General features: G+C 64.6%; 23 protein-coding genes. 12 read left to right on the top strand and 11 right to left on the bottom strand.

Features of this window, described 5'->3' with window-relative positions; genetic code table 11:
* The first annotated feature begins 88 nt into the window (after nt 1-88).
* From ABOA88_RS02780 to ABOA88_RS02730, 11 genes are all read left to right on the top strand, one after another.
* Nucleotides 89-838 (top strand): GntR family transcriptional regulator, encoded by a 750-nt coding sequence (locus ABOA88_RS02780; RefSeq protein ID WP_070572053.1) that lies wholly within the window; start codon nt 89-91, stop codon nt 836-838.
* On the top strand, nt 835-2,559 hold the full coding sequence (locus ABOA88_RS02775; RefSeq protein WP_196167969.1) for a fumarate reductase/succinate dehydrogenase flavoprotein subunit: 1,725 nt from the start codon (nt 835-837) through the stop codon (nt 2,557-2,559). Before ABOA88_RS02780 ends, ABOA88_RS02775 begins: the two co-directional genes overlap by 4 nt.
* Nucleotides 2,560-2,671: 112 nt before the next feature.
* Nucleotides 2,672-2,917, top strand: a complete 246-nt coding sequence (locus tag ABOA88_RS02770) for a 4Fe-4S dicluster domain-containing protein (RefSeq protein WP_196167968.1) — start codon at nt 2,672-2,674, stop codon at nt 2,915-2,917.
* Nucleotides 2,918-3,040: 123 nt separating this feature from the next.
* On the top strand, nt 3,041-4,447 hold the full coding sequence (locus ABOA88_RS02765) for an ABC transporter substrate-binding protein (protein ID WP_367850608.1): 1,407 nt from the start codon (nt 3,041-3,043) through the stop codon (nt 4,445-4,447).
* A gap of 15 nt (nt 4,448-4,462) precedes the next feature.
* On the top strand, nt 4,463-5,245 hold the full coding sequence (locus ABOA88_RS02760) for an ABC transporter permease (RefSeq protein ID WP_367850609.1): 783 nt from the start codon (nt 4,463-4,465) through the stop codon (nt 5,243-5,245).
* On the top strand, nt 5,245-6,102 hold the full coding sequence (locus ABOA88_RS02755; RefSeq protein WP_367850610.1) for an ABC transporter ATP-binding protein: 858 nt from the start codon (nt 5,245-5,247) through the stop codon (nt 6,100-6,102). The genes ABOA88_RS02760 and ABOA88_RS02755 overlap by 1 nt, the downstream gene beginning before the upstream one ends.
* On the top strand, nt 6,099-7,064 hold the full coding sequence (locus tag ABOA88_RS02750; RefSeq protein WP_196167964.1) for a HEAT repeat domain-containing protein: 966 nt from the start codon (nt 6,099-6,101) through the stop codon (nt 7,062-7,064). The genes ABOA88_RS02755 and ABOA88_RS02750 overlap by 4 nt, the downstream gene beginning before the upstream one ends.
* Nucleotides 7,064-7,339, top strand: a complete 276-nt coding sequence (locus ABOA88_RS02745; protein WP_196167963.1) for a DUF971 domain-containing protein — start codon at nt 7,064-7,066, stop codon at nt 7,337-7,339. The genes ABOA88_RS02750 and ABOA88_RS02745 overlap by 1 nt, the downstream gene beginning before the upstream one ends.
* A 430-nt stretch (nt 7,340-7,769) precedes the next feature.
* Entirely contained in the window at nt 7,770-9,212 is a 1,443-nt protein-coding gene (gene gabD / locus ABOA88_RS02740; protein ID WP_070090834.1) for an NADP-dependent succinate-semialdehyde dehydrogenase, read from the top strand.
* A 180-nt stretch (nt 9,213-9,392) separates the two neighbouring features.
* Nucleotides 9,393-10,670 carry a 4-aminobutyrate--2-oxoglutarate transaminase gene (gabT, locus tag ABOA88_RS02735; RefSeq protein WP_196167962.1) on the top strand — a complete coding sequence of 426 codons (1,278 nt, stop codon included), beginning with the start codon at nt 9,393-9,395 and terminating at the stop codon, nt 10,668-10,670.
* Between the two features lie 139 nt (nt 10,671-10,809).
* On the top strand, nt 10,810-12,018 hold the full coding sequence (locus ABOA88_RS02730) for an HDOD domain-containing protein (RefSeq protein ID WP_367850611.1): 1,209 nt from the start codon (nt 10,810-10,812) through the stop codon (nt 12,016-12,018).
* A gap of 14 nt (nt 12,019-12,032) precedes the next feature.
* On the opposite strand, the gene ABOA88_RS02725 is transcribed toward ABOA88_RS02730, so the two are convergent.
* On the bottom strand, nt 12,033-13,064 hold the full coding sequence (locus ABOA88_RS02725; protein ID WP_437437072.1) for a GGDEF domain-containing protein: 1,032 nt from the start codon (nt 13,062-13,064) through the stop codon (nt 12,033-12,035).
* 98 nt (nt 13,065-13,162) lie between these two features.
* Nucleotides 13,163-14,347, bottom strand: coding sequence for a delta-9 fatty acid desaturase DesA (desA, locus tag ABOA88_RS02720; RefSeq protein WP_196167960.1), 1,185 nt, complete (start codon nt 14,345-14,347; stop codon nt 13,163-13,165).
* Between the two features lie 150 nt (nt 14,348-14,497).
* Here desA and dibA point away from each other — a divergent pair, with 150 nt between their 5' ends.
* Entirely contained in the window at nt 14,498-16,393 is a 1,896-nt protein-coding gene (gene dibA, locus ABOA88_RS02715; RefSeq protein WP_367850613.1) for a phosphodiesterase DibA, read from the top strand.
* 99 nt (nt 16,394-16,492) lie between these two features.
* Here the strand turns inward: dibA and ABOA88_RS02710 are convergent, their stop codons facing one another.
* The 9 genes from ABOA88_RS02710 to tcyJ form a co-directional block, all read right to left on the bottom strand.
* Nucleotides 16,493-17,137: a methionine ABC transporter permease gene (locus tag ABOA88_RS02710; protein ID WP_196167958.1), complete on the bottom strand. Its 645-nt coding sequence runs from the start codon at nt 17,135-17,137 to the stop codon at nt 16,493-16,495.
* The gene (locus ABOA88_RS02705) at nt 17,127-18,233 is read right to left on the bottom strand and encodes a methionine ABC transporter ATP-binding protein (protein WP_367850614.1); all 1,107 of its coding nucleotides are present in this window, start codon (nt 18,231-18,233) and stop codon (nt 17,127-17,129) included. The genes ABOA88_RS02710 and ABOA88_RS02705 overlap by 11 nt, the downstream gene beginning before the upstream one ends.
* 1 nt (nt 18,234) lies before the next feature.
* The gene (locus ABOA88_RS02700; protein ID WP_367850615.1) at nt 18,235-19,035 is read right to left on the bottom strand and encodes a MetQ/NlpA family ABC transporter substrate-binding protein; all 801 of its coding nucleotides are present in this window, start codon (nt 19,033-19,035) and stop codon (nt 18,235-18,237) included.
* Nucleotides 19,028-20,416, bottom strand: a complete 1,389-nt coding sequence (locus ABOA88_RS02695; RefSeq protein WP_367850616.1) for an LLM class flavin-dependent oxidoreductase — start codon at nt 20,414-20,416, stop codon at nt 19,028-19,030. Before ABOA88_RS02695 ends, ABOA88_RS02700 begins: the two co-directional genes overlap by 8 nt.
* The gene (locus ABOA88_RS02690; RefSeq protein WP_367850617.1) at nt 20,416-21,621 is read right to left on the bottom strand and encodes an SfnB family sulfur acquisition oxidoreductase; all 1,206 of its coding nucleotides are present in this window, start codon (nt 21,619-21,621) and stop codon (nt 20,416-20,418) included. The genes ABOA88_RS02695 and ABOA88_RS02690 overlap by 1 nt, the downstream gene beginning before the upstream one ends.
* A 98-nt stretch (nt 21,622-21,719) precedes the next feature.
* A complete protein-coding gene (locus ABOA88_RS02685) occupies nt 21,720-22,940 on the bottom strand; it encodes an SfnB family sulfur acquisition oxidoreductase (RefSeq protein WP_367850618.1) in 1,221 nt (406 codons plus the stop codon).
* 236 nt (nt 22,941-23,176) lie between these two features.
* Complete coding sequence (gene tcyN / locus ABOA88_RS02680) at nt 23,177-23,932, bottom strand: L-cystine ABC transporter ATP-binding protein TcyN (protein WP_196167952.1); 756 nt, start codon at nt 23,930-23,932, stop codon at nt 23,177-23,179.
* A gap of 2 nt (nt 23,933-23,934) precedes the next feature.
* A complete protein-coding gene (tcyL, locus tag ABOA88_RS02675) occupies nt 23,935-24,603 on the bottom strand; it encodes a cystine ABC transporter permease (RefSeq protein WP_043208270.1) in 669 nt (222 codons plus the stop codon).
* Nucleotides 24,600-25,394: a cystine ABC transporter substrate-binding protein gene (gene tcyJ, locus ABOA88_RS02670; protein WP_043208272.1), complete on the bottom strand. Its 795-nt coding sequence runs from the start codon at nt 25,392-25,394 to the stop codon at nt 24,600-24,602. Before tcyJ ends, tcyL begins: the two co-directional genes overlap by 4 nt.
* Between the last annotated feature and the right edge of the window lie 247 nt (nt 25,395-25,641).

The following is a 25,641-nucleotide window of genomic DNA, read 5'->3' as shown; positions in this document are numbered from 1 at the left end:
TTCGAAAACGATATTTCTCACGTTCTGCTTATGCGCTATTCTCTGGTCACAACTTGTTATAACAAGTCACGTCAGAGTGAAGAGAATCATGGCCGAACTGCTCCCCCTGTCCCCGGTGCCGCTATACAGCCAGCTCAAGGAGCTGCTGCGTGAGCGTATCCTCGACGGTACCTATCCGCCCCACAGCCGCATGCCCTCCGAAGCCGAGCTGGGCAAGGCCTTCGACGTCAGCCGCATCACTGTGCGCCAGGCCTTGGGCGATCTGCAGAAGGAAGGGCTGATCTTCAAGATCCATGGCAAAGGCACCTTCGTCGCCAAACCCAAGGCGTTTCAGAACGTCACCACCCTGCAAGGCCTGGGCGAATCCATGAGCCAGATGGGCTACGAGGTGATCAACCGCCTGCGCAGCTTCCGTCATGTGCCGGCCACTGCGCTGGTGGCCGAGCGTCTGCAGGTGGAGGAGGGCAGCCTGGTCACCGAGATTCGCCGGGTGCGGCTGATTAACCGCGAGCCGGTTTCGCTGGAGCTGACCTGGCTGCCGAAGGCCGTTGGCGAAAAGCTCGAAAAGGCTGACCTGGTCACCCGCGACATCTTCTTGCTGCTGGAAAACGACTGTGGCATCGCCCTGGGCCACGCCGACCTGGCCATCGACGCGGTGCTGGCCGATGCCGACCTGACCCAGGCGCTGGAGGTGGAGGAGGGCTCGCCGATCATGCGCATCGAGCGTCTGACCCACGCCGCCGACGGCACGCCGCTGGACTTCGAACACCTCTACTACCGCGGCGATGCGTTCCAGTACCGCCTGCGCATCGACCGCCAGAAGGGAGCCAAGGCATGAGCATCGAGACCCGCGACTACGACATCATCGTCATCGGCGGCGGCACCGCAGGGCCCATGGCCGCGATCAAGGCCAAGGAGCAGGACAAGTCCTTGCGCGTGTTGCTGCTGGACAAGGCCAACGTCAAGCGCAGTGGTGCCATCAGCATGGGCATGGACGGCCTGAACAACGCGATCATTCCAGGCCACGCCACGCCCGAGCAGTACACCAAGGAAATCACCGTGGCCAACGACGGCATCGTCAATCAGGCCGCTGTGTATGCCTACGCCACCCACAGCTTCGAAACCCTCGAGCAACTGGACCGCTGGGGCGTGAAGTTCGAGAAGGACGAGACCGGCGACTACGCAGTGAAGAAGGTCCACCACATGGGGGCTTACGTGCTGCCCATGCCCGAGGGCCACGACATCAAGAAGGTGCTCTATCGCCAGCTCAAGCGCGCGCGGGTCGAAATCACCAACCGCATGGTCTGCACCCGCGTGCTGCTCGATGGCGAAGGTGCCGCTGCCGGGGTCATGGGCTTCGACTGCCGCAGCGGTGAGTTCCAGGTGATCCGCGCCAAGGCGGTGATTCTCGCCTGTGGTGCCGCCGGGCGTCTGGGCCTGCCTTCGTCAGGCTACCTGATGGGCACCTATGAAAACCCGACCAATGCCGGCGACGGCTACGCCATGGCCTACCACGCCGGGGCGGAGCTGGCGAACCTTGAGTGCTTCCAGATCAACCCGCTGATCAAGGACTACAACGGCCCGGCCTGCGCCTATGTCACCGGTCCCTTAGGCGGCTACACCGCCAACAGCAAGGGTGAGCGCTTCATCGAGTGCGACTACTGGAGCGGTCAGATGATGTGGGAGTTCCACCAGGAGCTCGAAGGTGGCAACGGCCCGGTGTTCCTCAAGCTCGATCACCTGGCCGAGGAAACCATCCAGAACATCGAAGAGATCCTGCACAGCAACGAGCGCCCCAGCCGTGGGCAGTTCCACGCCAACCGTGGCACCGACTACCGCCAGCACATGGTCGAGATGCACATCTCCGAGATCGGCTTCTGCTCCGGGCATTCAGCCTCTGGTGTGTGGGTCAACGAAAAGGCCGAAACCAGCGTACGCGGCCTGTATGCCGCCGGTGACATGGCCGCAGTGCCGCACAACTACATGCTCGGCGCCTTCACCTATGGCTGGTTCGCCGGGATCAACGCCGCCCGCTACGTGGCAGAGCGTCCGTTCGCCGAGGTGGACCCTGCCCAGGTCGAGCGCGAGCGCGAACGGGTGTTCGCACCTTTGCACCGCGAGCACGGCCTGCCACCGGCCCAGGTCGAGTACAAGCTGCGGCGCATGGTCAACGATTATCTGCAACCGCCGAAGGTGACCAAGAAGATGGAGATCGGCCTGGCCCGCTTTGCCGAGATCGAGCGTGACCTGTCGCAGATGAAGGCCAGCAACCCCCATGAGCTGATGCGTGCCATGGAAGTGAGCGTGATCCGCGACTGCGCCGAGATGGCCGCACGGGCCTCGCTGTTCCGCGAGGAGAGCCGTTGGGGGCTGTATCACCATCGGGTGGATTTCCCGGAGCGCAACGATGGCGAGTGGTTCTGCCATTGCCACCTGAAAAAAGGCGAGGACGGCCAGATGACCAGCTTCAAGAAACCCATCGAGCCCTACCTGATTGCCCTGGATGCCCAGGAGCAGACTGCTTATGACCGGCTGCGGGTAAAAGCCGACGCTGCCTAGACACCGGCGAACGCTGTGGGAGCGGGTTTACCCGCGAAATGGCACCGCAGAGCAAGACAGTTGCTCCCGCAGGTCGGTGCAGAGGCTCAACGAACCCCAAGGACTCCGCGAAATGGCCTACCAACCCCAAGAGATTTTCTTTCGCAGCAACGCTCCGGTCACCATCGATGAAGACAAATGCATCGCCGAGAAAGGCTGCACCGTCTGCGTCGAGGTCTGCCCCATGGACCTGCTGGCCATCAACCCGGTCACCCAGAAGGCCTACATGGCCTTTGACGAATGCTGGTACTGCATGCCGTGCGAGAAAGACTGCCCGACCGGCGCGGTGAAGGTGGACATCCCTTACCTGCTGCGCTGAGCCACGCCACACGCCATCCGGCCCACCGCCGGACGCCCATTCGAAATGCCCCCTCGTTTCCCACCACCGCGCCAGGTGGCGGAGACGACGCCAACATCTAAAAACGATTCGAGGGGAAACATCATGCGCCTTGCAGCAACCGTGGCCGGCCTCGCGCTGGCAACCATCGGCCTGAATGCCAACGCCGAAACCATCCGGGTCGCCATCGGCACCCAGGACACCACCATCAACTGCGCCACCGGTGGCCTGCTGATCCGTGAGCTGGGCTTGCTGGAGAAGTACCTGCCCCATGACGGCAAGTACAAGGACGCGACCTACCAGGTCGAGTGGAAGAACTTCACCAGTGGCGCGCCGCTGACCAACGAAATGGTCGCGGGCAAGCTGGACTTCGGCGCCATGGCGGACTTCCCCGGCTCGTTCAATGGTGTCGCGCATCTGGATGCTGGCAAGCGCAGCCTGTTCATCAGTGTGCTGTCCGGCAGCGTACAGGGCAGCGGCAACGGCATCGTGGTGCCAGCGGCGTCTACTGTGCAGGCGCTCTCCGAACTCAAGGGCAAGACCATCTCGGTGCCGTTCGCCTCCACCGCCCATGGCATGCTGCTGCGCGCCGTCGCCGCCCAGGGCTGGGACCCGCAAAAAGACGTGCGCATCATCGCCCAGGCCCCGGAGATCGCAGGCTCCGCGTTGCGCAGCAACCGCATCGAGGCTCACGCCGACTTCGTGCCCTTCGCCGAGCTGTTCCCCAACCGTGGCTTCGCCCGCAAGATCTACGACGGCGCCCAGGCCAACGCACCGACCTTCCATGGCGCCCTGGTCGATGCCGGCTATGCCAAGCAGTACCCAGAAGTGGTCACCGCCTACCTGCGCGCCAGCCTCGAAGCCGACCGCCTGATCGCCGCCGAGCCCGAGAAGTACAGCGAGCTGATCGAGAAGGTCACCGGCATCGAATCCGAGGTGAACTACCTGTTCCACGGCCCGCTGGGCCTGCAGACCCGCGACTTGACCTGGAAGCCTGAGTACCGCCAGGCCGTGGCCACGTCCATCGATACCCTCAAGCTGCTGAAGAAGACCGACCGAGGCCTGGACACCGCCCAGTTCATCGACGATCAGTACATCCGCGCCGCCTTCAAGCAGTCCGGCCTGGACTACGACAAGGCGCTGAAGAACTACGCTCCGCTGCCGCTCAGCGCCACCGATGCGCTGACCGGCCAGCCGATCAGCGACTTCAGCCGCCTGGCGCAGATCTGGGTGCGCGGCGAAGACAAGGTCCGCCACTACGCCTCGCCAGAGGCGGCCCTCGGCGCCCTGGCGCAACTGGAACAGGAGGGCAAGGACATCCGCGCGATCTACGCCCAGGCCGCTGACAGCGGCATCAAGCTGCTGGCCAACCAGGCCTGGTTCGTGCGCAACGCCAAGGGCGAGCTGGCGGCCTTCCTGCTCAAGGATCAGGCTGAACAGTACGCCAAGGCCCACGGCGGCGAGGCACTGGACTTCGTCAGTGCCAACCGCAAGCTGCTCGCCCAGCGCTGATCCGGAGGCGACGTCATGACCCGCGACCTCACGCGCTGGCCGCTGCGCCTGGCTTCCTTGCTGGCCTGCCTGCTCTTCTGGCAGGTGGCGGCCAGCCAGAAGCTGGACCTTGGCCTGTTCACGTTCACCTATGTGCCCACGCCGAGCGCCGTGCTCGAGGCCGCCTGGCAGCTGTTGGCGTCCAACGTCTTGCTGGCGCACGTGTCCAGCAGCCTGGTGCGGGTGTTCGCCGGTTATCTGGCCGCCGCAGTGTTGGGTGTGGCGCTAGGGCTGTTGATCGGTCGCTCGAAGTGGGCCGAGGACACCCTGCTGCCGCCGCTGGAAGTGCTGCGGCCGATCCCGGCGGTGGCCTGGATTCCGCTGGCGATCCTGATGTTTCCGTCGTCTGAGCTGTCGATGGTGTTCATCACCTTCACCGGCGCGCTGTTTCCCATCCTGCTCAATACCGTGCACGGCGCAGAGGCGGTCGACCCGCGTCTGGTGGCCTCGGCGCGCAGCCTGGGTGCAGGACGCGGCGCGATCCTGCGTGAGGTGGTGTTGCCGGGCGCGCTGCCGAGCATCGTCACCGGGCTGGCCATTGGCATGGGCACGTCGTGGTTCTGCCTGGTCACCGCGGAGATGATCTCCGGACAATTCGGCATCGGCTATTACACCTGGGAGTCCTACACCCTGCAGAACTACCCGGACATCGTCGTCGGCATGCTGCTGATCGGCGTGCTGGGCATGGGCAGCAGCACCCTGGTCAAGCGCCTGGGCGCACTGGCCACCCCTTGGTACCGCGCGCGGAGGACAGCCTGATGAACAGCTATCGACAGGCGCCGCAGGCCGGACACATCGAGGCGCGTGGCGTGTCGATCCGCCTGGGCCAGGGGCGCGAGGCCTTCGAGGCGGTGCAAACCCTGGACTTTGCCGTCGCTCCAGGCGAGTTCGTGTGCATCCTCGGGCCTTCGGGCTGTGGCAAATCAACCCTGCTCGGCGCCTTGGCCGGCCACCTGGCGCCCAGCGCCGGGCGGCTGGAGGTCGATGGCCAGGCAGTCGAAGGCCCTTCGCCCCAGCGCGGCATGGTGTTCCAGCACCACACCTTGCTGCCCTGGCGCAGCGTGCTCGACAACGTCGCCTTTGGCCTGAAGATGCAGGGCATGGGCAAGGTCGAGCGCCAGCGTCGCGCCCAGGACATGTTGCAACGGGTGGGGCTCGCCGACTTCGCCGAGCGCTGGCCGAGCCAGCTTTCCGGTGGCATGCAGCAACGCGCCGAGATCGCCCGCGTGCTGATCAACCGCCCACATCTGCTGTTGATGGACGAGCCCTTCGGCGCGCTCGATGCCCAGACCCGCTCGCGCATGCAAGAGCTGTTGCTGGAGGTCTGGAGCGGCATTCGCACCACCGTGGTGTTCGTCACCCATGACATCGACGAGGCACTGTTCCTCGCCGATCGCATCCTGGTGATGAGCCCGCGTCCCGGACGCTTCATCGAGGACTTGCCACTGAGCTTCCCGCGGCCACGTCGCGCAAGCCTTTTGACCAGCCCCGAATTCACCCACCTCAAGCGCCATTGCCTGGCGCTGCTGCGTCACGAAGAAGGCCGCGAACTGCCGCGCCTGACCCCGCTGGGCCTGCCCGGCACCGATCATCCACCGTTGCGGATAGCCCTATGACCGAACGAATCACTGATAACCCTGACATCCTCCCGCTGCTGCCACGCCTGGCCGATGCCGATGCTGGCGTGCGGCGGATCGCCCTGATCGAACTGGCCGACCTGGAAGATCCGGATGGCCTACCCTGGCTGACCGATGCCCTGCTGGTCGATCCGCATGCCGAGGTTCGCGCCGAAGCCGCGCGCCTGCTGGAGGCCTGGGAAGCGCCCGAAGTGGTGCAGGCGTTGTGCGCCGCCTTGGCCGATGCCGCCGAGCCGGTGCGCCTGGCGGCGGCCCAGAGCCTGAGCGAACTCAAGTCCCTGGAGGCGGGCGCGCTCATCCTGCCGTGGGCCAGTCATGCCGACGCGTTCGTTCGCGCCAGTGCCTTGCGGGCATTGCGCGAACTGCGCCTGGAGGACGCTGCCGGCCCTGCGCTGCTGGCCCTCGATGACGCCGACGCTTCGGTGCGTCGGGAGGCCGTGGGTATCCTCGGCTGGCTCAAGCATGCGCCCGCCTTGCCGGCGCTGGCGCGGCTGGCCGGGGAGGAGACAGACACCGAGGTGCGCCGCGCTGTCATCGGCGCTCTGGGCCTGGCCCGCGATACCCGCGTGCTGCCGGCATTGGTCGCCGCCCTGGGTGACGAGGCCTGGCAAGTGCGCGAGGAAGCCGCCACCACGCTGGGCAAGGTCGGATTGGGCGATGCCGGGCCTGCATTGATCGCGGCCCTGGACGACAGCTATTGGCAGGTGCGCCTGCGTGCGGCACGGGCGTTGGGCCGCCTGCGTCATGGCGAGGCGTTGGATGCCCTGGCCCGACTGCTCGGGCATGCCATCGCCAACCTGCGCAAGGAGGCCGCGCTGGCCTTGGGTGAGCTGGGCCAGGCCCGGGCGTTGCCAGCGCTGCAGGCCGCCGAGGCCGATGGCGACCCCGAGGTGCGCAAGGCCGTGCGCATTGCCCTGGCGCAACTGCAAGGGGCGGCGTGATGAACGCGCCCCAGGCACTGCGCAACCTGCGCGGGCGAGGCGAATTGGCCGTGCACTGGCCTGATGCGTTGCAGGTCGTCAGCCATGCCCGCCTGCGCGGCGCCTGCCCTTGCTCGCAATGCCGCGCGGCGAAGTTGCGCGGCGGCATCGCCGTGGTACGTGAGGATGTGCGTGTGGAGCGGGTCGAGGTGCAGGGGTATGGGGTGCAGTTGGTGTTCAGCGATGGGCATGAGCGCGGCATCTTCCCTTGGGCCTACCTGCGCGCATTGGGATGATCGAGACCTTTCGCCTTCAAAGGAGAAAGCCGCCAGCCAGGCAGCGTTGGCTTTCGCTGGTGGTTCTTCACAACGCGTTGTGAGTCCAGCCGGGAAGGGCCGTCGGTCCTCCCATCCATTCGCCAGCTTACCTATGGGCTAACCTGAATGAGCCAGTGGCGCGAAGCCTGCGATGTGCTAGCCGCGAAGGGCTCCAGAGCCCACCACCGATCCGGAAATCCGGCTCGGTGTTCAACCGTTCGTTCTTTTTTTCGAACAGCCTATTGTCCAACACCCCAGCACCCGCTTAGCATTCCGTTTGAGATTTCAAACGCTCGATGCCCAGGCGTTGAACACCCCTGGTGCAAGAATTCCTGATGGCGCCCTCGGGCGCCTTTCAACAATCAATAATTAGCGCCGTCCGTGCACGGTGCTCTCAAGGGAATCCGACATGCAGCTCAAAGACGCTCAGTTGTTCCGCCAGCAAGCCTTCATCAACGGTGAGTGGCTGGACGCGGACAACGGTCAGACCATCAAGGTGACCAACCCGGCTACCGGTGAAGTCATCGGTACCGTGCCGAAGATGGGCGCCGCCGAAACCCGCCGCGCCATCGAAGCTGCCGACAAGGCCCTGCCGGCCTGGCGCGCACTGACCGCCAAAGAGCGTGCTGGCAAGCTGCGTCGCTGGTTCGAGCTGATGATCGAGAACCAGGACGACCTGGCTCGCCTGATGACCACCGAGCAGGGCAAGCCACTGGCCGAAGCCAAGGGCGAGATCGCCTACGCTGCCTCGTTCATCGAGTGGTTCGCCGAAGAAGGCAAGCGCGTCTACGGTGACGTGATTCCTGGCCACCAGCCGGACAAGCGCCTGATCGTCATCAAGCAGCCGATCGGTGTCACCGCCGCCATCACCCCGTGGAACTTCCCGGCCGCGATGATCACCCGTAAAGCCGGCCCGGCCCTGGCCGCTGGCTGCACCATGGTCCTCAAGCCTGCTTCCCAGACCCCGTACTCCGCCCTGGCCCTGATCGAGCTGGCCAACCGTGCCGGCATCCCGGCTGGCGTGCTGAGCGTGGTCACCGGTAGCGCTGGCGAAGTCGGCGGCGAGCTGACCGGCAACTCCCTGGTTCGCAAGCTGTCCTTCACCGGCTCCACCGAGATCGGTCGCCAGCTGATGGAAGAATGCGCTAAGGACATCAAGAAGGTCTCCCTGGAGCTGGGCGGCAACGCGCCGTTCATCGTGTTCGACGACGCCGACCTGGACAAGGCGGTCGAGGGCGCGATCATCTCCAAGTACCGTAACAACGGCCAGACCTGCGTCTGCGCCAACCGTATCTACGTTCAGGACGGCGTCTACGACGCGTTCGCCGAGAAGCTCAAGGCCGCTGTCGCCAAGCTGAAGATCGGTAACGGCCTGGAAGAAGGCACCACCACTGGCCCGCTGATCGATGGCAAGGCTGTCGCCAAGGTCCAGGAGCACATCGAAGACGCAGTCTCCAAGGGCGCCAAGGTGCTGTCCGGCGGCAAGCTGATCGAAGGCAACTTCTTCGAGCCGACCATCCTGGTCGACGTACCGAAGAGTGCTGCCGTGGCCAAGGAAGAAACCTTCGGCCCGCTGGCTCCGCTGTTCCGCTTCAAAGACGAAGCCGAAGTCATCGCCATGTCCAACGACACCGAGTTCGGCCTGGCTTCGTACTTCTATGCCCGCGACATGAGCCGTGTGTTCCGTGTTGCCGAGGCCCTGGAGTACGGCATGGTGGGTATCAACACCGGCCTGATTTCCAACGAAGTGGCACCGTTCGGTGGCATCAAGGCCTCGGGCCTGGGCCGCGAAGGTTCCAAGTACGGCATCGAGGACTACCTCGAGATCAAGTACCTGTGCATCAGCATCTGATCACGTACTGAATTTCCCTCTGCCAGCGGGGCGCGAGAGCGACGTCTCGCTGGCCTTTTTGACACCGTAGTACCTGGTGACCAGGGTGTTCGCGACAGTCGATCAACGCATGCTGATCGTGAACGACCCCAGCCACCCCCGAATAACAGCGCCATTATCGTCGGCGCGAATGAGGGCATTATGAGCAAGACCAACGAATCCTTGATGCAACGCCGTGTCAACGCCGTCCCACGTGGCGTTGGCCAGATCCACCCGATCTTCGTCGACACCGCGAAGAACTCGACCGTGATCGACGTTGAAGGCCGCGAACTGATCGACTTCGCCGGCGGCATCGCAGTACTGAACACCGGCCACCTGCACCCGAAAGTGGTTGCCGCCGTTCAAGAGCAGCTGACCAAAGTCAGCCACACCTGCTTCCAGGTTCTGGCGTACGAGCCCTACGTAGAGCTGTGCGAGAAGATCAACGCCATGGTCCCTGGCGACTTCGCCAAGAAGACCCTGCTGGTCTCCACCGGTTCCGAAGCCGTCGAGAACGCCGTGAAGATCGCCCGCGCCGCCACTGGCCGTGCCGGCGTGATCGCCTTCACCGGCGGCTACCACGGCCGCACCATGATGACCCTGGGCCTGACCGGCAAGGTCGTGCCTTACTCCGCTGGCATGGGCCTGATGCCAGGCGGCATCTTCCGCGCCCTGTTCCCGAGCGAACTGCACGGCATCAGCGTTGACGACGCCATCGCCTCGGTCGAGCGCATCTTCAAGAACGACGCCGAGCCACGCGACATCGCTGCCATCATCCTCGAGCCGGTACAAGGCGAAGGCGGCTTCCTGCCAGCGCCGAAAGAGCTGATGAAGCGTCTGCGCGCCCTGTGCGACCAGCACGGTATCCTGCTGATCGCCGACGAAGTCCAGACCGGCGCCGGCCGTACTGGTACCTTCTTCGCCATGGAACAGATGGGCGTCGCGCCTGACCTGACCACCTTCGCCAAGTCCATCGCTGGCGGCTTCCCGCTGGCCGGTGTGTGCGGCAAGGCCGAGTACATGGACGCCATCGCCCCGGGCGGCCTGGGCGGCACCTACGCCGGTTCGCCGATCGCCTGCGCCGCGGCCCTGGCCGTTATCAAGGTGTTCGAAGAAGAGAAACTGCTGGACCGCAGCAAGGCTGTCGGTGAGCGTCTGACCGCTGGCCTGCGCAAGATCCAGGAAAAGCACCCGATCATCGGTGACGTGCGTGGCCTGGGCTCCATGATCGCTGTGGAAGTCTTCGAGAAAGGCACCCACACCCCGAACGCCGCTGCCGTTGCCCAGGTTGTGGCCAAGGCACGTGACAAGGGCCTGATCCTGCTGTCCTGCGGTACCTACGGCAACGTCCTGCGTATCCTGGTTCCGCTGACCGCCGAAGACGCGCTGCTGGACAAAGGCCTGGCAATCATCGAAGAGTGCTTCGCTGAGCTGGCCTGAATGTGACACGCTGCAGAAAAAAACCCGCCTCGGCGGGTTTTTTTTATGCCCAAGCCAGGCACGGGACGCTATCGTTGTCCGAGGATTTGCCCAGGATGCTGCAACGGATTGCGTGTCAAGGATTACCAGGAGCCCGCCGATGAGCGCTGCCAACCCCATCCCGCCTTGCGTACTGATTGCCGAAGGCGATCCTTGGGTGCGCGACATGCTCCGCGACATGCTGCTCAGCGTCCGCTGCGATGCCCGTTTGCAGGTCTGTGCCAATGGACCGGAGGCCTTGGCCGCGCTGGCGAGCAAGCCCGACCTGATCATCGCCGCCCGCGAGTTGGTCGGCGGCGACGGCCTGGACTTGCTGCGCAACGTGCGTGCCAAGCAACAAACCGCTACCTTGCCATTCATCCTCATGAGTGAGCGCAGCGACAGCGCCAGCGTGCATGAGGTGCTGCCGCTGCATCCCACCGCTTACTTGAGCAAACCTCTGGATCTGGACAACCTGCGCAAACGCTTGGAAAAACTCCTGCTGGAGGTGGGTGAGCAGGTCGCCTGTCCGACCCCGGCCTTGCAGCCGGGCATCAAGCTGCCGGCCTATCTGGAGCAGCGCCGCGCCAGCGCCGATGGCGGGCCGCTGCTGGCCGATGTGCAGGTGGCAATCAAGCGTGCGCTCAACCCCCAGGGGCTGAACCTGAAGACGCTGGAGGAAGAGGTGCGCAACGATCCGCAGATCACGGCGGTGCTGATTGCCGCTGCCAACAGTGCCGCTCTGCACAGCGAAGTACCGGTGCAGACGTTGTTGCAGGCGTTGAACAAGCTCGGCAGCACCCAAAGCATGAACCTTATCCTGGGCTTGGCCCTCAAGCGCAGTGCGCGCCTGAGTGACCCGTTGCTGGCGCGGCACGCGGCGCATTTCTGGGACCTTTCGCTGCACACCGCAGAGTATGCCCGCAGCCTGGCGCACCTGCTCGAACTCGACGAAGAACGCTGCTACTGCGCGGGTTTGCTGCATTGCCTGGGCGATCTGGCCGTGCTGCGTTGCCTGCAGGAGTGGTGCCTGGCGGGCGGTGAGCTGGACGAGGACCAGGTACAACTGTCGCTCAATGAATTTGGCGCCGCTTTTGGCTCGGCGCTGCGCACTCGATGGCGCCTGCCGCTGAGCCTGCGCGAGCTGATCGCCGCGATCTATCAGCTCGGCGGTGGGGTCTATTCCCGGGAAATCCTGGCCATGAACCTGGCCGGGCAACTGTCGCGCCTGCCGGCGGAGCAGGGCCTCGAGAAAGTCGCCAGCGGCAAGACGGCTCGCCTGCTCAAACTAGGGATGGCGGAGCTGAGTCGGTTGCGCAGGCAGGATTGAGGTCGTGCCCAGCCTTAGCCGCGCACGATCTGGTTCTTGCCCTGGCGCTTGGCCTGGTACATGGCGGCGTCGGCGCGAGCGAAGAGGGTGTCGATCAGCTCGTCCGCATCGGTGAGCTCGGTCACGCCTTGGCTGACCGTGACGCCATACACCTGCTGCCCATGACTGAAGCTCAAGTGCTGGATTTCCCGTTGCAGCCGTCCGGCGATCTGTTCGGCGATCTGGGCGGTGCAGCCGGGGAACACGGCGGCAAACTCCTCGCCGCCGATCCGCCCGAACAGATCGCCCCGGCGTAGCACGGCACGGCCGCTGTCGGCGATGCGTTGCAACACCTGGTCACCTTCCTGATGGCCATAGGTGTCGTTGATCTGTTTGAAATCATCGATGTCCAGCAGCAGGAAGGCCAGGGGCTTGCCTTCCTCCCGGGCGGTTTCCAGGGCCTGGCGGGCGCACTCGAAGAAGTGGCGGCGATTGCTGCTCTGGGTCAGCACATCGGTGGTGGCCAGGCGCTGCAGCTCGCCTTCGAGCTGTTTCTTCTCGGTGATGTCCTCGGCGATGCCGACGATGATCACGCGTTGATCGGTGTCGCGCTGCTGGTTGACGTAGCACTTGTCGCTCAGCCAGCGGACCTGGCCGGCGGCGTTGATGATGCGGTATTCGCGATCTTCCACCGAACCTGTGTCCAGCACTTGCGCCAGGCTGCGCTCGGCGTATTCCAGGTCGTCCGGGTAGATGCTGTCGCGCCAGGCGTTGTAATCGGCCAGTACCAGGCTGGCCGGGCGACCGAAGATACGCTCGTAGGCGGGGCTGACATAGAGCACTCGGCGGCTCTCCCAGTCGAACGCCCACAGCACGGCGTTGACGCTGTCGAGCAGCGAACTGTAGAGCTGCTCGCGTTCGCTCAGGCGGGCGACTTCGCCCTGGGCATGGAGCAGGGCGAGCAGGGTCTGTGCAGCTTCGGGCGGTGGATTGCCGAAGAGGGTCAAGGTGAGATCTTTGGCCATGAGCACGGAGCGATTCTCGGCGTGAAAGCGTGCGGCCACGATCCGGCCCGCCACGCGGGCGATATGTCGGATTTGAGTCGGGCAGTGGAGTGAAGTTCCGGTCGGCACGCCCCAGGGCGAGGCGTGCCGATCAACGGTGCTCAGGCGCCGGAAGGGCGCAGGGAGTAGGTTTTCAGCTGGTCGGCGAAGTCGCGCAGCGCCTGGATGCCGCTGGCCTCGGCTTCGTGGACCCAGTCCTTCATGGCGGCCAGCATGTCGTGGCCGTTGGCGCTGGTGCGGGCCCAGATCTGTTGCAGGGCCAGGCGTTTTTCATAGATGGTCTTGAGCGACTGGCTGTGGGCGAGCATGGACTCGATGCGCACGTGGTGGCGGTCCTGCAGCAGGCTCGTTTCACGCGATAGCAGGCGCTTGGCGCGGCGGAAGTGGTGGCGCACCGAGGTGTCGACCCGATCCAGCTCCTGCTTGACCAGTGGCGCGATGACCAGCTTGCGGTACTGGGCCATGATCTGGAAGCGGTTGTTGAGGATCGCCATGGCGGTGTCCATGTCCAGGTGCGCCTTGCCCTCGACCCGATGGGCGATGGGCGCCACGCGCTGGACCTTGGCCAGGCGCAGCAGGCACAGCAGACGAATCCACATCCAGCCCATGTCGAACTCCCAGCGCTTGACCGAGAGCTTGGCCGAGTTGGGGTAGGTGTGGTGGTTGTTGTGCAGCTCCTCGCCGCCGATCACGATGCCCCAGGGCACCAAATTGGTGGCCGCGTCCCGGCACTCGAAGTTGCGATACCCCAACGCATGGCCCAGGCCATTGACCACGCCCGCAGCCCAGAAGGGAATCCACATCATCTGCACCGCCCAGATAGTGATGCCGATGGTGCCGAACAGCAGCAGGTCGATCACCGCCATCATGGCCACGCCGCCAAGCTTGTAGCGCGAGTAGAGGTTGCGTTCGATCCAGTCATCCGGACAGTTCTTGCCATAGATGCGCAGTGTCTCGGGGTTGCGTGCCTCTTCGCGATAGAGCTCGGCGCCTTTGCGCAGCACGGTGCCCAGGCCCTTGTAGACCGGGCTGTGGGGGTCGTCCGGCGTTTCGCACTTGGCGTGGTGCTTGCGATGGACGGCGGTCCATTCGCGGGTGTTCTGCGCCGTGGTCAGCCACAGCCAGAAGCGGAAGAAATGTTTGAGCCCGGCGTTGAGCTCCAGGGCGCGATGGGCGGAATAGCGATGCAGGTAGAGGGTGACGCTGATGATGGTCACGTGGGTCATCAGCAGGGTGACGCCGACCAGTTGCCAGGCCGACAGATCGAGAAAACCGGAGTACCACATAGGTGTAGAGACCCTCGAAAAAACAGGGGAACCGCGCGGGCATTATCGCCGGGTGAGGAAATAAAACCAGTCACCCTTTCTGATAGGAAGTCACGGCATGTTTCAGCCTTTATAATGCCCCATTCTTTTTCATGGGCTTATCCACCCGACATGTCTGTTTCCGTTCGCGACGCCTTGCGCATGGCTGCGCTGTACTTGGTGTTCTCGTTGCTCTGGATGGTGATGTCCGAGCAGGTGTTGCAGGGGCTTTTCGATGATTCCGAGGTGCTGGCGGTCGCGCGGCAGGTCAATGCGTTCGTGTGGATGCTGCTCACCACCGGGTTGATCTTCGTCTCCCGTGCCCGCCTGCTCAATTTCATCGGCATCGGTGCACAGCTGCGCAGCGAGGATCGCGAGCGCCTGCGCATGGCTGCAGCGGTGTTCGACAGCACCCTCGAAGGCGTGCTGGTGACCGACAGCAATGGCCTGATCGTGCACGTCAACCGCGCCTTCATGCGCATCACCGGCTACGCCCAGGACGAAGTCCTCGGCCAGCGCCCGAGCAAGTTCAAGTCCGGTCGCCATGGCCTGCCGTTCTACCAGCAGATCTACGCTTCGCTGGCCGAGAAAGGCGAGTGGAGCGGGGAGATCTGGAACCGTCGCAAGAGCGGCGAGATCTACCCGCAGTGGCAGACGATCTGCGCCATTCGCGACGACGCAGGTGCGCTCACCCATTATGTGGCAGTGTTCAGCGACATCAGTGCGATCAAGCACACCGAGCAGGAGCTCGCCTACCTGGCGCATCACGACCCGCTGACCGGGCTGCCCAACCGCCTGCTGTTCAACGACCGCGCCGAGCAGGCCTTGGCGGCCGCCCAGGCCAACAAGCGCGGGTGCGCGTTGCTGTTGTTGGACCTCGACCATTTCCAGAGCATCAACGATGGCCTGGGCCATACCTTGGGCGACCAGTTGCTCAAGCTGGTGGGCGAGCGCCTGCGCGAGGTGCTGGGCAGTGGCGTGACCCTGGCGCGCCTGGGCGGGGACGAATTCGCCGTGCTGGCCGAGAGCTGCCCGCAGGTAGGCCAGGCCGCGACCTTGGCCCAGGCCATCATCGAACGCATGCGCGATCCGTTCGTCTTCGAGGGGCATCGTCTGTTCATCAGCGTGAGCGTTGGTATCAGCCTGTTCCCAAGCGATGCACAGAGCGCCGCGCAACTGCTGCGCAACGCCGATGCGGCATTGTTCAAGGCCAAGAACAACGGTCGCGCCTGCTACGCCTTGTACACCGAGGAACTGACCGCCCACGCCCAGCAACGCGTGGAGACCGCCGGCGATCTGCGCCGGGCGCTGGAGCAGCAGGAGCTGCGGGTGTTCTACCAGCCGGTGCATGACTTGCTGACCAACAGGTTGGTGGGCGTCGAGGCACTGGTGCGTTGGGAGCACCCCACCCGTGGGATGGTTTCACCGGGCGAGTTCATCCCTATTGCCGAGCGCACTGGGCTGATCGCCGAAATCGACGCCTGGGTACTGCGCCAGTCGTGCCGGCAGATGGTGCAATGGCAGGTCGAAGGGCGGGGGCTGCAGTTCGTCGCGGTGAACATCTCCAGCCGCCTGTTCGGCCAGCGCGAGCTGTACCGCCAGGTGGCCGAGGTGCTGCACGATACCGGCCTGGATCCAGCCCTGCTGGAGCTGGAAGTCACCGAGAGCGCGGTGATGGAAGACCCGGAAGTGGCGCTTGAGCAGTTGCACCGGCTGCGTGAGCTCGGGATTAGCCTGGCCATCGACGATTTCGGCACGGGCTATTCCTCGCTGCTGCGGCTCAAGCGTCTGCCGGTGCAGAAGCTCAAGATCGACCAGGGCTTCGTGGCGGGCCTGCCTTGCGACGAAGACGACATTGCCATCGTGCGGGTGATCATCGCCCTGGCCAGGAGCATGGGCATGCAGGTGCATGCCGAAGGGATCGAACAGGCCGAACAGGCGCGCTTCCTGCTCGAGCAGCAGTGCGACCTGGGGCAGGGGTACTGGTACGGGCGGCCGGTGCCGGCGGTGGACTTCCACTGGAGCTGAGAGGCTTGGGGCTGCGTTGCAGCCCATCGCAGGCTTCGCACGTCCCACAGACCTGTAGGCGCTGGCGGAGCCTGCGATGGGGCGCGGCGGCCCCAAGCGCTAACGTTTGTTCAACCCCTTGGCCAGGCGGTCCCCGCCCAGCTGAATCACCGCCACCAGCGCCACCAGCATGGCGATCACGGTCAGCATGATCTGGCTGTCGAAGCGCTGGTACCCATAGCGATAGGCGATATCGCCCAATCCTCCCGCCCCGATGGCGCCCGCCATGGCTGAGGAGTTGATCAAGGTCACCAAAGTGATGGTGAAGCCGCCTACGATGCCTGGCAGCGCCTCGGGCAGCAGCACATGCCAGACGATGTGCCAGCGTCGGCACCCCATGGCCTGCGCCGCCTCGACCAAACCATGGTCGACTTCGCGCAGGCTCACCTCGGCGATCCGTGCGAAGAATGGCGTGGCGGCGATGGTCAGCGGGACCACGGCGGCCCACACGCCATAGGTGGTGCCGACCACCAGGCGGGTGAAGGGAATCAGCGCGACCATCAGGATCAGGAACGGAATCGAGCGGAACAGGTTGACGATCGCGCCCAACGTTCGGTTCAGCACAGGCGCTTCGAAGATCCCGCCTTTGTCGCTGGTGACCAGCAGCACCGCCATCGGTACACCGACCAACAGCGCGATGAGCGACGACACGCCCACCATCAACAGCGTATCGAGCAACCCTTCGAGCAGACGATCAAGCCACATAACCCAGTACCTCCGCGTTCTCGGCCCAGCGTCTGGCGCGCTCGAGCAATTGGTGCGAGCTATGGGGCGAGCCCTGCACGGAAAGTACCAGTTGCCCCAGGGCGTGGGCACCGATGGTCTCGATGCCGCCTTGAAGCAGGCGTATCCGCCCGCCCAAGTCGTCGAACACGTCCGACAGCTGCGGTTCGCCCAGCAGGTTCAGGCGCAGGACCACGGCATCCCCGGGGCCAGTCGGGCTGGCGCGCAGATTGGCCTGCAGGGCGGCGGGCAACCTGGCCTGCAAGGGCGCGAGCAAGGTGCGGGTCACCTCGTGGCGCGGTGAGCCGAACACCCGCCAGACCTCGCCCTGCTCGACGATTTCGCCGCGTTCGAGCACCACGACTCGATGGCAGATATCACGGATCACCGCCATTTCATGGGTGATCAGCACCACGGTCAGCCCCAGGCGCTGGTTGATGTCACGCAGCAGATCGAGGATCGAGGCGGTGGTTTCGGGGTCCAGTGCCGAGGTGGCCTCGTCGCACAGCAGGATTTCGGGGTCATGTACCAGCGCCCGGGCGATGCCGACGCGTTGTTTCTGTCCACCCGACAGCTGCGCCGGGTACACGTGATGCTTGTGCGCCAGGCCCACCAGCTCCAGCAGCTCGCTGACCTTGCGCTGGCGCTCGGCCTTGGACACGCCGGCGACCTTCAAGGGCAGCTCGACGTTCTGCCACACGGTCTTGGCCGACATCAGGTTGAAGTGCTGGAAGATCATGCCGATGCGTCGGCGCAGGGCGACCAGGCGCTCTTCGTCGAAGGGGGCGATGTCGGTCTGGTCGATCAGCACCCGGCCCTGGCTGGGCTGCTCCAGGCGATTGATGGTGCGCAGCAGGGACGACTTGCCGGCGCCGCTGCGGCCAATGATGCCGAAGATCTCGCCGCGACGAATGTTCAGGTCTATGCCCTGCAAGGCAGGTTGCGCCTGGCCAGGGTAGGTCTTGCCCAGGCCGATGAAGCGCACATGGGCCTGATTGACCTCCGGGCGCAGGGCCTGCTCGCGGGCAGGCGGCGAAGTGTGCGGGACAGGCGCCTTGAGGGCGCTGGCGTTGCTCATCTCAGCCCTCCCAGCCGGCCTGGTACAGGCTGCCGTGGGCTTTGTTCAGCGCGGCGCGCACGGTCGGCGAGTGCTGGTAGATGTCGACGAACTTCGCCAGGCGCGGGTCGTCCTTGCTCTGTGGGCGGATCACGAACTGGATCACGTACTCCTTGTTCTCCAGGCCGTCGAACAGCAGCGCCGAGGTCGGATCGAAGCTGTTGGCCAGGCGGATGTAGGCCGGGTAGCCCTGGACCAGGTCGGCGTCGTCATAGGCCCGCACCAGTTGCACGGCTTCGACCTGCAAGATCTTCAGCTTCTTGGGGTTGGCGACGATGTCGTCCTCGGTGGCTTTGTAGCCCACGCCCGGCTTGAGGGTGATCAGCCCTGCCTTGGCCAGCAATTGCAGGCCGCGCCCACTGTTGATCGGGTCGTTGGCGATGGCCACGCTGGCGCCTTCGGGCAGCTCGGCGAAGCTTTTGTAATGCTTGGAGTAGAGCCCGACGTTGTTGATGATGCCGGGGGCGTAGGGCACCAGGTTGAAGCCGGCGGCGGCCTTGGCATTTTCCAGGAACGGGATGTGCTGGAAGTAGTTCACGTCGATATCGCCGCTGTTGAGGCTGACGTTGGGGGCGATCCAGTCGCTGAACTCGATCAGCTTCACCTCCAGGCCTTGCTTGTGGGCTTCTTCCACCGCCGCTTCCAGCGGGATGGCGAAGGCTGCGGTGGTGCCGATCTTCAGCGGCTCGGCGGCCAGGGCGGCGCCGGTCAGGCTCAGGGACAAGACAGCGGCCGCGACGGGCCGGAACAGTTTCTCAAGCATGGTGCAGGGCTCCAGTCGGGGCAGGGATCGGGTTGCGGTAGGAGGCGCCGGGGTGGCCGGCGGGAAGGTAGGCGTGACGTGCGCCGAACAGTTTTTCGCGCAGCGTGCCTTCGCTGTAGGCGGTCTTGTAGCGGCCACGCCTTTGCAGCTCGGGCACCACCAGGTCGATGAAGTCTTCGAAGCTTTCCGGGGTGACGGTGCGGGTCAGGTTGAAACCATCCAGGCCGGTATGGTCGATCCAGTCAATCAACTGCTCGGCGACCTGCTCGGGCGCGCCGACCAGAGTCACGTAGCGCCCGCCCAAGGCGTGCTGCTGCAGCAGACGGCGGCGGGTCCAGGCGTTGTCCTGCAACTGGCGCGTGGCGGACTGGATCGCGTTGCCCTTGGCAAAGCCGATCGGCTCGTCCAACCCATAGGCGGCGAAGTCGATACCCGTGGAGCTGGCAAAGTGCGCCACGCCGGCTTCGGGGCTGGCATGGCGCAGGTATTCGGCATGCTTGGCACGGGCCTGGGCTTCGGTGGGCGCGACGATCACGGTGATGCCCATGAACACCTTGATCGCTTGTGGGTCGCGGCCAGCGGCCCGGGCGGCGGCGCGGACCTTGTCGACCTGGGCGCGGGTGGCGGCCTGGTCCTGGCCGCTGATGAACACGCACTCGGCGTGCTGGCCGGCGAACGCCAGGCCCCGGGGCGAACTGCCCGCCTGGAACAAGACCGGCGTGCGCTGGGGCGAAGGCTCGCACAGGTGGTAGCCCTCGACCTTGTAGAACTCGCCCTGATGCTGGACTTTGCGCACTTTGCCCGGTTCGGCGTAGACCCGCCGCTCCCGGTCAGCGACCACGGCGTCATCATCCCAGCTGCCTTCGAGCAGTTTGTACAGCACCTGCAGGTACTCATCGGCCTGGTCGTAGCGCCGGTCGTGCTCGGGTTGCTGGGCCAGGCCCATGGCCCGGGCGGCGCTGTCCAGGTAGCCGGTGACGATGTTCCAGCCGACCCGGCCATTGCTCAGGTGGTCGAGTGTGGAAAGGCGCCGGGCGAACAGGTAGGGCGCCTCGTAGGTGAGGTTGGCGGTCAGGCCGAAGCCCAGGTGGCGGGTGACCGAGGCCATGGCCGAGACCAGCAGCAACGGGTCGTTGACCGGCAACTGGATCGACTCCTTGAGCGTGACGTCCAGCGACTGCCCATACACGTCGTAGGTGCCGACGATGTCGGCGATGAACAGGCCATCGAACAAGCCGCGCTCCAGCAGGCGCGCAAGGTCGGTCCAGTAGGCCAGGGTCTTGTACTGGGTCGAGGTGTCCCGTGGATGGGTCCACAGGCCGTGGTTGATGTGCCCGACGCAGTTCATGTTGAAGGCGTTGAGCAGGATCTCTCTGGCCATCAGATGGTCCCCCGACGCGGCGGGTTTTCCCCATTGAGGTAGTAATTGCCGATGGCGTGATACTTCCAGCGCACCGGGTCGTGCAGGGTGTGCACCCGGGCGTTGCGCCAGTGCCGGTCGAGGTTGTGCTCGGCCAGGGTGGCCTGGCTGCCGGCCAGTTCGAACAGGGTGGTGCCGGCGGCGAGGGAGACCTCGGTGCTGATCGCCCGGGCCTCGGCCACGGCAATGGAGGCAGCGGCGACATTATCGGCGCTGCTGTCGTCGCGGGCCCGGTCGAGGAACTCCCCGGCCCGCTCCAGCAAGGCCTCGGCAGCGTGCAGGCGGATGGCCAGATGACCGAAGCTTTTGAGTGTGAGCGGGTCGTCACTGGCCTTGTCGATCCCCGCGTCGACCCACGGCCGGCTGCGGGTGCGCACGAAGTGCAGAGCGTCCTCGAGGGCTGCGCGGGCGATGCCGGTGTCGATGGCGGCATGAAGGATCTGCGCCAGGGGGCCAACGGGCGTCGGGCGATCGAAGGCGCTCTGGAACGGCACCACGTCTTCATCGCGCACCGGCACGTTGTCGAACACCACCGAACCGCTGCCGGTGGTGCGTTGGCCGAAGCCGCTCCAGTCATCGATCACTTGCAAGCCTGGACTGTCGGCGGGTACGAACACCAGCTGCTGAACGCCGGCATCATCGACCACCGAGGTGGGAATGCGCTGGGCATACAGGGCGCCGGTGGCGTAGAACTTGCGACCGTTGATACGCAGGCCATCGCCGTCGCGGCTCAGGCGGGTGGTGCGGTCGTGGGCGGTCTTGGTGCCCAGCTCGGCCAATGCGTTGCCGAAGCGTCGGCCCGCCAGGACTTCAGCGTAGAGGCGCTGTTGCTGCTCGGGAGTGCCGTTTACCCGCAGCACTTCCAGGGCATAGAAGTGGTTCTGCGGAATCTGGCCCAGGGCGGCATCGGCCTGGGCAATGCGCGCGATGACCTTGGCCAGGGTCACGTTGGACACGCCGGCGCCGCCAAAGGCCTTGGGCACGCTGATGCCCCATAGGCCGGAGCGGGTGAACAGCTCGAGTTCGGCGTAGGGCAGCAGGCGTTCGCGGTCGCGTTGGGCGCTGTCGCGCTGCAACTGCTGGGCGAGGTCCTCGGCGACGGCCAGAGCCTGGGCATCGCTGGTGATGACCGCCGCCTTGGGGGTGGGGTGGGTCAGTGCGTTCATGTGTTTCTCCAGTGCGGATCGTAAGGGGCCGCTCCGTGCCCCATCGCAGGCTGTCGCCAGCCCCACAGGGTTCAGTGCAGGTGCCGGCGCAGGCTCACTCAAATCCAGGAATGACGGGCAGGGCGGGTACCGTTGAGGTGCCAGGCGCCAACGGCGTGGTACTTCCAGCGCACCGGGTCGTGCAGGGTATGCACGCGGGCATTGCGCCAGTGGCGGTCGAGGTTGAACTCGGCGAGGGTGGCGCGGCTGCCGGCCAGCTCGAACAGCTTCTCGCTGGCCTGCAAGGCCACTTCGGTGGTCAGCACCTTGGCCTCGGCCACGGCGATCGAGGCGCGGGCTGCCGACGCCTCGTCCACTGGACCGGCGTTGACCTCGTCGAGTACCTGGGCGGCCTTGCGCAGCAACGCCTCGGCGGCATGCAGCTCCAGCTTCAGACGGCCGATGTCGGCGATCACATAGGGGTCATCGCTGGCCCGGTCCACCTTGGCTTCGATCCAAGGGCGGGATTTTTCCCGCACGAAGGCAATGGCATCGTCGATGGCCGCTTCGGCGATACCGGCATCGATGGCGGCCTGGATCAACTGCGAGGCCGCGCCCTGGGTGTTGGGCACCTCGCGCTGGCGCCAGTTGTCCACCACCAGCTCGGCGTCCACCGGGACTTGATCCAGCAACACGGTGCCACTGGCGGTGGTGCGCTGGCCGAAGCCGGACCAGTCATCGACGATGCGCAGACCCGGGCTGCCCCGGCGGACGAAGGCCAGGCGCTGGCGGCCCTCTTCATCCAGGGCCTTGACCGCCACCCAATGGGCGAACAGGGCGCCGGTGGAATAGAACTTCTCGCCGCTGATGCGATAGCGCTCACCGTCACGGGTGATCCGTGCCTTGAGGGTGTCCTTGGTGCCACGTTCAGGCCCGGCATTGCCGATGCGCCAGCCGTCGAGCACGGAGCGGAACAGCGCGGCCTGCTGGGCCTCGGTGGCGGTCAGGCGCAGCAGCTGGATCATGCCGAACTGGTTCTGCGGGATCTGTCCCAGGGCCGGGTCGGCGGCGCTGATCACGCGGAAGACTTCGGCGATGGTCTGGAACGAGACCTCGGGGCCGCCAAAGGCTTTGGGAATGCTGATGCTACCCAAGCCGCTGCGAGTGAATTGTTCGATCTCGGCCCAGGGCAGCTTGCGCTGCTGGTCGCGGCGCGAGGCCTGTTGACGGGCCGCGTCGGCCAGTTCCTGAGCGGCCTGCAGGGCCTCGGCGTCGTTGCGCAATACCTTGGCCGGCAGTAGCGGGGGTGAGCTGTCGAGATCGCTTGTGGACCAGACCATTCCTTACCTCACAAAAGTTGAAAGCGTCGCTGGCAGCGACTGACGTTTGCTGGTCCGGTGGTCCGGTCTATATACCCTATTCGCTTATAAAAACTTTATGAACTAACTTTTTGGACTATGTATAGAAGTCAGACTTTTGTGTCGCCCACGCGCACGCATTCGCGGGTAAACCCGCTCCTACAGAACTGTGGGAGTGGGTTTACCCGCGAATAGGTCAGTGGTGAGAGCGAGAAAAATCAGCCGGCCGCGGTGCCCAGGAACTTGCGCAGGAACTGCCGCGTCCGTTCTTCCTTGGGATTGGCGAACAGCGCCTTGGCTTCGCCCTGCTCCACGATCACGCCCTTGTCGAAGAAGATCACCCGGTTGGCCACGTCCCGGGCAAAGCTCATCTCGTGGGTGACGATGATCATGGTGCGCTTTTCCTCGGCCAGGCCGCGGATGGTCGCCAGCACCTCGCCGACCAGCTCAGGATCGAGCGCAGAGGTCGGTTCGTCGAAGAGGATCACTTCCGGTTCCATGGCCAGGGCCCGGGCGATGGCCACCCGTTGCTGCTGGCCACCGGACAGCCGCCGAGGGTAGGCGTCTTCCTTGCCAGCCAGGCCGACCTTGGCCAGCAGGCGCCGGCCCAGTTCGATGGCTTTGTCCCGGGGCGTCTTCTTGACGATCACCGGCCCTTCGATGACGTTCTCCAGGGCGGTGCGGTGAGGAAACAGGTTGAAGTTCTGGAACACGAAACCGGCCTGCTGGCGCAAGCGCCGGATCGCGCCTTGCTGGCTGCCCAGCGAGCGGTTGGCGTCGATGCTGATGTCGCCGATCTGGATGCGTCCGGCGTCGGGCGTTTCCAGCAGGTTGAGGCAACGCAGGAAGGTGGTCTTGCCCGAACCGCTGGGGCCGATGATGGCCACCACTTCGCCGGGCTGGACGGTCAGGTCGATGCCGTTGAGCACGGTCTGGCCCTTGAACTGCTTGGTCAGGCCTTCTACTACGATCATCTTCAGTGCTCCTGGTCGTGCTGGTTGACCCGCGCTTCCATGCGGTTCTGGAAGTGCGCAAGGATGGTGCACAGGATCCAGTAGATCACTGCCACAGCCAGGTACATGGTGAAGACTTCGAAGGTCCGGGCGGTGATCAACTGCGCCTGGCGGAACAGCTCAGGCACCTGGATGGTCGCCGCCAAAGCGGTGTCCTTGACCAGGGAAATGAAACTGTTGCCCAGCGGCGGCAAGGCGGTGCGCATGGCCTGGGGCAGGATCGCCCGGCGCATGGCCTGGGTACGGGTCATGCCGATGCTGGCGGCGGCCTCCCATTGGCCTCGGTCGATCGAGGAGATCGCCGCGCGCAGGATTTCGCAGATGTACGCGGCCATGTTCAGCGAAAGGCCGATCAGCGAGGCCGGGATCGGGTCGAGTTCGATACCGATCTGCGGCATGCCGAAGTAGATCACGAACAGTTGCACCAGCAAGGGCGTACCGCGGAAGAACGATACGTACACCCGGGCCAGCCAGTCCAGCGGCAGGATCTTGGAACGGCGCATCAAGGCCAGGGCAAAGCCCAGGACCAGGCCGAAGAACATGCCGCCGACACTGAGTAGCACCGTATAACCCGCGCCCTTCAACAGGAAGGGCGTGGAGTCGATGACAAGTTGCAGGCTTTCGGAAATCATTTAGTGACGTCGGCACCGAAGTATTTCTCGGACAGCTTGGCCAGGGTCCCGTCGGCCTTGAGCTTGTCCAGCGCCTTGTTGATCGCCTCGAGCAGTTCAGGCTCGCCCTTGCGCAGGGCGACGCCCGACTCCAGGCGCGAGAAGGCTTCGCCGGCGAGCTCGGTGTCCTTGGCTTTCTGGGCGTATTCCAGGGCGGCCAGGCGGTCGATCAGGATGGCGTCGATGCGGCCGTTGCGCAGGTCGGCGAATTTGCTCGGGTCGTCTTCATAGGTGCGCACGTCGGCTTGCGGAACGTCCTTCTTCACCCACTGCTCGTAGTTGGTGCCCAGGCCTACGCCGACTTTCTTGCCGGCGAGGTCCGCGGCCTTGTGAATGTTCAGCTGGTCGGCTTTTTTCTTCAGGATCAGGGCCTGGATGCCGGAGATGGTGTAGGGCTCGGAGAAGTCATACTTCTTCTTGCGCTCGTCTGAGATGGTCACCTGGTTGATCACCACGTCCAGGCGCTTGGATTCCAGCGCGGCGAGGATGCCGTCCCACTTGGTTGGCTGCAGCTTGGCCTTGACGCCCAGCTCCTTGGCCAGCAGTTCGGACAGTTCCACCTCGAAGCCGGCGAGCTTGCCGTTTTCGTCAACGAAGCTGAAGGGTGGGTAGGTGCCTTCCAGGCCGACGCTGATGCTGCCTTTTTCCTGGATGGTCTTGAGCTGCTCGCCTGCAAAAGCGTGGCTGAACAGGCCGGTACCAAGCACAAGGGCCAGGCTGGCGTTGAGAAGGGGTTTGGCGAATTTGGTCATGTAGGGCCCCGCGCTTGTTGTGGAAGTAGTGGGTGGCGACTATAGGGGTGGCCTTGATAGGCCTGGAAATAATAAAAATTTATTTTGTTATTTCTTTTTATAAGTTTTGTCGAATGGGACAGCATTGAGGGTAGGCGAGGAATACACACTCTGTCAGCGCTGCTTATACCCGACTTAGCGCAGGATGGAATAAAGCGTTGTTTTTTCCAAGCACTGGATTTGCCGTACAGTGGAATCCATAGCGCGG

The organism is Pseudomonas sp. PKS (assembly GCF_051913525.1).
Taxonomy (GTDB): Bacteria; Pseudomonadota; Gammaproteobacteria; order Pseudomonadales; family Pseudomonadaceae; genus Aquipseudomonas; species Aquipseudomonas guariconensis_D.
This window is presented reverse-complemented; position numbering and strand designations above follow the sequence as displayed.